The organism is Clostridium sp. (assembly GCF_026168755.1).
In the GTDB taxonomy this organism is placed as follows: domain Bacteria; phylum Bacillota; class Clostridia; order Clostridiales; family Clostridiaceae; genus Clostridium.
In genome coordinates, this window is record NZ_JAPFDR010000081.1 from 1 (window position 1) to 7,043 (window position 7,043).

At 24.6% G+C, this 7,043-nt stretch carries 6 protein-coding genes; 4 read left to right on the plus strand and 2 right to left on the minus strand.

All coding sequences use genetic code 11. The features are described from left to right. Window positions 1-319: 319 nt before the first annotated feature. Complete coding sequence (locus Q0Y03_RS14850; RefSeq protein WP_297714577.1) at window positions 320-1,039, minus strand: polysaccharide deacetylase family protein; 720 nt, start codon at window positions 1,037-1,039, stop codon at window positions 320-322. 388 nt (window positions 1,040-1,427) lie between these two features. On the opposite strand from Q0Y03_RS14850, the gene Q0Y03_RS14855 reads away from it, so the two are divergent. From Q0Y03_RS14855 to Q0Y03_RS14865, 3 genes are all read left to right on the plus strand, one after another. Next, on the plus strand, window positions 1,428-2,150 hold the full coding sequence (locus Q0Y03_RS14855; RefSeq protein WP_297714578.1) for a prealbumin-like fold domain-containing protein: 723 nt from the start codon (window positions 1,428-1,430) through the stop codon (window positions 2,148-2,150). A gap of 162 nt (window positions 2,151-2,312) precedes the next feature. Further along, window positions 2,313-2,753 (plus strand): deoxyuridine 5'-triphosphate nucleotidohydrolase, encoded by a 441-nt coding sequence (locus tag Q0Y03_RS14860; protein ID WP_297714579.1) that lies wholly within the window; start codon window positions 2,313-2,315, stop codon window positions 2,751-2,753. Between the two features lie 141 nt (window positions 2,754-2,894). Beyond that, entirely contained in the window at window positions 2,895-3,518 is a 624-nt protein-coding gene (locus tag Q0Y03_RS14865; RefSeq protein WP_297714580.1) for a cyclase family protein, read from the plus strand. Between the two features lie 190 nt (window positions 3,519-3,708). On the opposite strand, the gene Q0Y03_RS14870 is transcribed toward Q0Y03_RS14865, so the two are convergent. Further along, entirely contained in the window at window positions 3,709-5,250 is a 1,542-nt protein-coding gene (locus Q0Y03_RS14870) for a PAS domain-containing sensor histidine kinase (protein WP_297714581.1), read from the minus strand. Between the two features lie 214 nt (window positions 5,251-5,464). On the opposite strand from Q0Y03_RS14870, the gene Q0Y03_RS14875 reads away from it, so the two are divergent. Beyond that, window positions 5,465-6,910: a hypothetical protein gene (locus tag Q0Y03_RS14875; RefSeq protein ID WP_297714582.1), complete on the plus strand. Its 1,446-nt coding sequence runs from the start codon at window positions 5,465-5,467 to the stop codon at window positions 6,908-6,910. Window positions 6,911-7,043 lie beyond the last annotated feature (133 nt).

Below are 7,043 nucleotides of genomic sequence, written 5' to 3' on the forward strand. Positions count from 1 at the left end.
AACAATTAAATTCTAAAACTTAATTACAATATTCCTTCCAATAATATCATTAATTTTTCTTTATCACTGGCTTTTAAGCTTAAAGATACAATTTACCGTGTTATCACCTTAAAAGTTAACGACTTATGCTATATTTTATATTATGAATTACTGATCTTTAAATAAACTAATAATATTAATATACAAGTTAGCTATCATACCAGAAAAATTTGTAGCAGAAAACATTAACTATAAAGGTGGTGTTATAAGCAAACACATAGAAAAAGAAAAAATAAATATTTCATTTTTTCGCTTCCACGTGGTGCGCAATAGAATTCAATTACCTCTTAAGAAGGTGATATATTTCAGGGGTATCTACGGTTATTTTATTAAAGCTATAGCCTTGACTTTTATAATATTTAATAATTCCTCTTATAGCTTGTGAAGTATTTTTGTTAGCATAAGCATTATGCATTAAAACAACAACATTATCTTGGGTTGATATTGATCTATTCAATATAGTATCAGGTGAAGAGTTTGGGTTAGCTCCATCTAAAGTGTCTTGAGTCCAATCATAAATTTTAAAATTATTTGAATGAACTGCATCTACCATTTCCTTAGTCAACCTATATGTGCTATTATTTGTTCCAAAAGGAAATCTTAATATATAGTAATTTTCTCCTGTAACATCATAAAGAGCTTTTTGAACTTGCTTCATTTCATTAATAAAACCTGAAGTACAGCTATATAATTTAGACCTTTCATGAGTAAAACTATGTAACCCTATGCTATGACCTTCATTTTTCATTCTTAAAATTATATCTTCTTGACCTTTTATTTGTTCACCAATTATGAAGAAAGTAGCCGGTACGTTCTCTTCTTTTAGTATATCTAAGGTTTTTACTGTTACATTTCCTCCAGGAGCATCATCAAAGGTTAAATATACAACCTTCTTAGGAGTATCTTTTTTATTACCATCTTCACTATAGGTATTTAAGTGTGGATAAGCTAATGATCCTAAAAGTGTAAAAATGATTAAATTTGATAAAAGTTTTCTCATAATTTAAACTCCTCTTTTCTATAAATGTATTTTATAAAGATCCCCTTTATATGCAATATAATTATATTATTTACAAAATTCATCTAATTTTATGTATAAAGTTTTATATTTATGATAAAATTATAGTAGAAATATAAAGCCTTGGAGGAAAAAATGGGTGTTGGAAAATCATACGACAGTAGATTCTATATATAAGTAAATTTATTTTGGTATTTATAATAATATTTACACTTATAGCTAGTTATAAAGGTAGAATTAAATTATCCTTTAAGTTATTTAAAAAGACTTTCTATAGATGTATTAAAGAAATGATTTAAAAATAAATATTTTTATCACAAAAGAACTTCTAATTGCGTATTATGTAAATATATGCTTTTAGGAGGTTTTTATGCGTATCAGGATATATGATGATTTTGATAGCGATTTAGATGCAGAGTATAAATCAATTGATAAAGATACAATAGTAGGCAATGGAGAATTATCAAAAGAGAGTGTTCCTATAATTGATGTAAAAACGGAAACGGTAAATAAAGATGAAGTAGTAAATAATGAAAGTAAAAACAGAGATGTTAGGAAAGAAGAAAGTAATAAATATAATTTAAAAAATGGTTTCAGTATTGAAATTCAAGGGGCAACACTAGTAGATGATGATGAAGTTGAAAATTATATTAATAATAAAGCTTCAAATGAGAGTAAGACTATAAATTACAATAATAATTTAGAAGCAAATAGAAAAAATAAATCAGTATCAAAAAATGAAAATAAGAGGATAAAAGAAAATGATGAATACATTAAACAAGTAATAAGAGGAAAGATTACAGTTGATGTAAGATTAGGGGATAGAAAGGGTAAGGCTATATCAGAAGCTAAAATAAATATTTATGCACTAAATGGACTATCGCCTAAATTGGTAAGCTCAAAATTAACCAATATAAATGGAATTGTAGTATTTGATAATTTGCCAGAGGGAAGTTATAGGATTATAGAAATATTAAATAGAAAGTATTTTGAAAAACCAACATATATTCAATGGAATGAAGTAACTATTAATAAAGATTTACGGGAAGAATATATTATTATAGTTAATAAAATAAAAAAATATCCAAAATAGTGTAAAAATGATAAAATAGTAAGGATTGATATAGAGTTAGAGTATATTAGGAAGTTAAATACTCTAACTCTAGTTTATAAATAGAGAAATAGTGAATAAATTATTTTATATAATAAAAATATGATAAAATGATTTTAAACAAAAGAAATGAGGTTTTAAGCTATGAAAATAAAAATAAAGTATTTTGATGATGCAACTAAATTAAAAAAAATTAGTAAAGGAAATTGGATAGATGTTTATGCAAATGAAGATATATTTGTGCCTTTAAATGATAAGGCGATGGTACCATTAGGATTTGCGTTAGAGTTGCCACAAGGATGGGAGGGGCATTTAGCACCAAGAAGTTCAACATTTAAAACTTGGGGAGTAATTCAAACAAATAGTTTAGGAGTTGTTGATGATACATATATAGGTGATAATGATCAATGGCATATGCCAGTATATTGCTTACAAGCTAAAGATGAAAATGGAACTTGGATAAAAAAAGGTGATAAGATAGGTCAATTTAGAATTATGGAAGTAATGCCAGAAATAGAATTTGAAGAAGTAGAATTATTTAATAATATTGATCGTGGTGGTTTTGGAAGTACAGGAGAAAGATAATATATTAATAAGGAAATTCAAATGTAATAAGTTTTTTAAACTTCTAAATATTTAAATTAAATGAAAATATAGTAAAATAGGTGAACAAAAGGTGGGGAATTTTATTAATATAATTATACAAAAGGGAGTACGTGGGAACTTATGAAGTATGTTGATTTATCTTATGATATAAAAAGTGAAATGCCTGTTTATCCAGGAGATATGGAGCTAAATTCAAATAAAGAAAAGGATTATGAAAAAGATGGATTTAATTTATATTCATTTTTTACATCTATGCATGTAGGAACTCACATAGATGCACCGATGCATATGTCTAAAAATAAAAAATTCATTTCTGAATATTCAATAGATAGATTTATTGGTAATGCAGTATTATTAGATGTACGTGGTGAAAAAGTAATAGGAATAAAAGATGAATATTATAAGGATATAAAAGAAAATGATATAGTTTTATTATTTACAGGTTGGGATAGTTTTTATGGAAAAAAAGAATATTATACAGACCATCCTATAATTAGTGAGGAGTTTGCAGAACTTTTAATTAAGAAGAAAATTAAGATGTTAGGTATAGATATGCCTTCACCTGATAATGGTGAATTTAAAATTCATAAAAAATTATTTGAAAATGATATATTTATTTTAGAAAACTTAACAAATTTAAATAAATTATTATATAGTGAGGAAATACAAATATTTGCACAACCATTAAAAATTCAAGGGGAAGCAAGCTTAGTAAGGGCAATTGCTGTATATAACGGATATTAAAATAATATGTAATTCTAATTATAACAGGGTACAATTTGTATTCTGTTATTTTCTAATACGGGGAAAGTCTAAAAGATAGTCACTTTATTCCCAACAGTAAAAATAATGGATTAACAATAGAATAATATATTAACCTTAATTCAAGGTTGTATATAAAATCAATCTTGGATTGAGGTTAATATATTAATTTTTATATTGTATAAATATCAGAAAACTCTATATTACATTTTTCAACTTTAGAATGACTAGTATCATCAAGAGTATATATAATTGTAGAATTAGGTATAACAGTTTTAGGTAATGTAAATATAAATTCTGAGCCAATATTTTCAATACTATAAACAGCAATTTTACCACCATGCATTTCCACTAAAGATTTGACTAAAGATAGACCAATTCCACTACCTTCACATTTTCTTGTAAGAGTATCATCTACTTGCATAAATCTTTCAAATATTATAGATTGATTTTCTTTAGATATACCAATTCCTGTATCTTTAACTGAAATTATAACATCAGTATCAGTAGTATCAATATTTACAGCAATGCAACCATTAGAGTTTGTATATTTTACTGCGTTTGATAAAAGGTTTAGCATTATTCTTTCAATTTTATCAGGGTCACAACAAATTATAAGCTCTTCAACTGAAGTATCAAATAATAATTCTATATTTTTATCATTAACATATTGAGCAACAGAAAGAGTTATATCTTCTATTATTGAAATTATATTACAGTTTTTTTTATGAATTTCATAATGCCCTGTATCTATTTTAGTAATATCTATAAGATTGTTAGCTAATCTCAACAATCTATAAGAATTTTGTTTAATAGAAGAAATATATTTATCAAAATTAAAACTATCAGATATAATTATATTATTGTTGTTTATATTTTGACGTATAATCTGTAAGCTAGCTAGAATTATGTTTAATGGAGTTTTAAATTCGTGTGATATATTAGCAAAAAACTCATTTTTTATACTTTCAACTTGAAGAGCTTCTTCTATAAGTTTTTTCTCTACCTCTAATCTTTTTTCTTCAGTTATATCTCTTCCAGTTGTTATAATAATATTTTCTTTTTCAATATAAGAAAAGCTCCAATGAATCCACTTAATATTATTATTTTTATCTATGACTCTAGTACAGGACTCTAAAATTGATTCAGTAACTATACTATTATTTATTAGAGATTTAATCATATCAATATCGTTTTCATGAATAACATCATACCAATTTTTGAAAGCAAGATCACTTAAAGTATAACCTAAAACATTGTACCAACCATCATTAATTTTTATAAATGAGCCATCAACAGACATAATAGAAGTTATATCAGTAGCTGTTTTTAAAAGAAAAGATAATTCTTTTTCAGTCTTGGTACGAAATTTAAAATTTTCCTCTAAATTTTCTGATAATAAGTGTTTAGATGCAATATCAGTTAATAAAATTAAAATACTATCAGAATTATTAAAAGTAATAGATGATAAATTTAGCCTAAAGGGAATTGAAGAACCATAATTTGTTAATATATTTACAATAAATTCTTTATTACAATTAATATCTATAGTATCAAATTTTATCTTAGGATTAATTATTAGATTATATATATTACTAATGCTTTCTAATTTGTACTGAAGTTGATTTAATAAAGTATTATTACAAAATAAGATTTTACCAGAATAATCAATTATTAAAATTTTATCTTGTAATTTATTAAAAAAATCTTTCATTTTCCACCTCAATTTAAGTTTCATATGTTAAATTTTATTTTCTCTAACTAATTATAACAATAGATAAGTGAAAAATGTAGTATATTTTCTAAAAAATGTTTCAAATGAAGAAATTTGTTTTAAAAGTATAGAATTATAATATAATTTAATAAGTATTTTCACTTTGTAAGATTAAAGAATAGTATATAGTGTGAATAATTAAAAGGAAATAAATATGAGTAAAGAATCTGTTATCGATATAAAAAATGGTAATATTTATGGGAATGGAAAAGAAGAAATAGTAATTTTAAAAGGTGAGTATTTACATGAAGATAGCAATTATGTTGAAAGAGCAACTATTGTTATTAAGGATGAAAATAATAATATAGAAGAATATCCTTTAAAGATTAATGGATATAATATTAAAATTTTTTTGGGGAAATTTTCTAGTAATAATAGTGATGATATATATATTTATGGAGAAGCAGGCGGTTCAGGGGGATATGCCGTTTCTTTAATATATAAATATGATAATGGGAAAATAGTGGAAATATTTAATAGTGAAGCTTTTTCAGAAAACCATAAATGTACTTCAAGGTATTTAGATGGATATAAAATAGAGGTTGTGTGTCAATCATATGAAAGAAAATATATTTTAGATATTACAAATGTTGATAAAAATTATTTGAAGCACATTTATGATAGAGCTGGAAATGTAAAAACTAACGAGAAGCCTAATGTTTCATATATTAATAGAGTAGATTTAATATATGACTTAGAGGATGAATTAATAAATTTATTAGTTTATCAAAAAATAACAGGAGTTAATAATAGTAATGTTTTAGGAGAAATTAATAGTTTGATTTCTTTGAAAAATAATGAAACTAAGGTTTTAAATAAGTATATTGCTAACAATGGAGAAGATATTTCTATTGTAAATAGAAATAATGATATTAAAGAAGAAATTTTAGGTCAACTTCCAGATGATACAATTCTTATTAATTTGAATAAGTTTGGTGGTAGCAATGGATTAATTAATAAGGATATTGATGGAGATGGAAATAATGAAATAATTTGTGGATATAAGTCTAAAAATACTCAGTATATATCTGTATTTAGAGAAGTTGAAGGAGGAATAAAGCATTTAGATACAATTGTAGGAGAAGGTTATGATGTATCTGATTTAGTTATTACTAAATTAAGGTCAAAGTCTACTAATAATATACTTATTGGATGGGAAATTGCATCAATATGGTCTGTTTTAGATATAATAGAGTTTAAAGAAAATAAATTTAATAAATTATTAAGAGGCGATAAGATAAACTATTCTAAAGTTGAAGTAGTGAAATTTGATGATGGAAGAAATGGTGTATCAGATATTGTTTTGTGGACTCATGAAACTGGAGAAGCTTATAATGTACAAATATATTCATTTAGAGGAGATAACTTAGAAAAAACATTCAAATATGATAGAGATTATTTTGAAAAGGTTGAGGAATATTATAAAGATTTAATTAATAGAACAAGAGAAACGCCACAATATTTATATTATTTAATTGATGCAGAATATAGAAGTGGTAAAAAGAGAGAAGCGATAGCAAATATAAATAAGGCACTAAAACATCCAAAACCATATCCTTCAATAGAAGCACTAAAAAAACTACGTAAAAGAATTAACTAAATTGTTCGTTAGAGCTTGAATGCCGTGATGCCGAAAAAATTGATTATATAATCTCCAGGAAGGAATATAATTTCACTAAGAATTTATATTATTATTTCCATAAAATCTACTAAAGCTTCGAAGCTCCTAACCG

Coding starts and splice junctions, on each gene's coding strand:
- Q0Y03_RS14850 (WP_297714577.1), bottom strand. CDS start 1,039: ATGAGAAAACTTTTATCAAATTTAATCATTTTTACACTTTTAGGATCA.
- Q0Y03_RS14855 (WP_297714578.1), top strand. CDS start 1,428: ATGCGTATCAGGATATATGATGATTTTGATAGCGATTTAGATGCAGAG.
- Q0Y03_RS14860 (WP_297714579.1), top strand. CDS start 2,313: ATGAAAATAAAAATAAAGTATTTTGATGATGCAACTAAATTAAAAAAA.
- Q0Y03_RS14865 (WP_297714580.1), top strand. CDS start 2,895: ATGAAGTATGTTGATTTATCTTATGATATAAAAAGTGAAATGCCTGTT.
- Q0Y03_RS14870 (WP_297714581.1), bottom strand. CDS start 5,250: ATGAAAGATTTTTTTAATAAATTACAAGATAAAATTTTAATAATTGAT.
- Q0Y03_RS14875 (WP_297714582.1), top strand. CDS start 5,465: ATGAGTAAAGAATCTGTTATCGATATAAAAAATGGTAATATTTATGGG.